Raw genomic sequence first — 548 nt, forward strand, 5'->3', positions numbered from 1 at the left:
GATCTGACCTGCGGGGCGAAGCGGTCGAGCGCATGCGCCAGGATCGGCCGCCCGGCGAGCTCCAGCAGCGCCTTGTCGCCGCCGCCCATGCGCGAGGCGAGGCCGCCCATCAGAACTAGGCCGGCGACAGTCATGAGGATCGGCTCCTTCGATTGGTCGGGCCGGCCGCGACCGCGAATCCGCGTCGTTCAGGCTAGCGGCAGGAGCTCCGCGCCCAAAGCCCCGCCCGGCCGCGGGAATCGCCGTCGCGGGCGTGCGACGTTTGACCTCGGGGGCCGGGAAGGTCCATAGCGCGGCGGACAAGATGGAGTGCGCGATGGCTGCGACTGAAGACGACATCCGGCGGGCCCTTGCTGCGGTGCCCGCGCCTGACGGCGCGACAAGCCTCGCAGAGTCGTCGTCGCTGTCGAGCATCGCGCTGATGCCGGGCGGTCGCGTGATCTTCTCGATCGAGACCACGCCCGAGCAGGCCGCCGGCGCCGAGAGCATCCGGCGCGCCGCCGAGGCGGCCGTGCGGGCGCTTCCCGGCGTGTCGGACGTGCTGGTCG

The 548-nt window shown here is 72.8% G+C and carries 2 protein-coding genes; one reads left to right on the plus strand and one right to left on the minus strand.

Features of this window, described 5'->3' with window-relative positions; all coding sequences use genetic code 11:
- Positions 1-134 (minus strand): NTP transferase domain-containing protein (locus ACIKT0_RS19825; RefSeq protein ID WP_407106955.1); only part of this gene is annotated, 134 nt, incomplete at its 3' end.
- A gap of 182 nt (positions 135-316) precedes the next feature.
- On the opposite strand from ACIKT0_RS19825, the gene ACIKT0_RS19830 reads away from it, so the two are divergent.
- A partial coding sequence (locus tag ACIKT0_RS19830; protein WP_407106954.1) for an iron-sulfur cluster assembly protein occupies positions 317-548 on the plus strand: 232 nt, incomplete at its 3' end.

Origin of the sequence: Hansschlegelia beijingensis, from assembly GCF_045505405.1 — a bacterium.
GTDB classification, from domain to species: domain Bacteria; phylum Pseudomonadota; class Alphaproteobacteria; order Rhizobiales; family Methylopilaceae; genus Methylopila; species Methylopila beijingensis_A.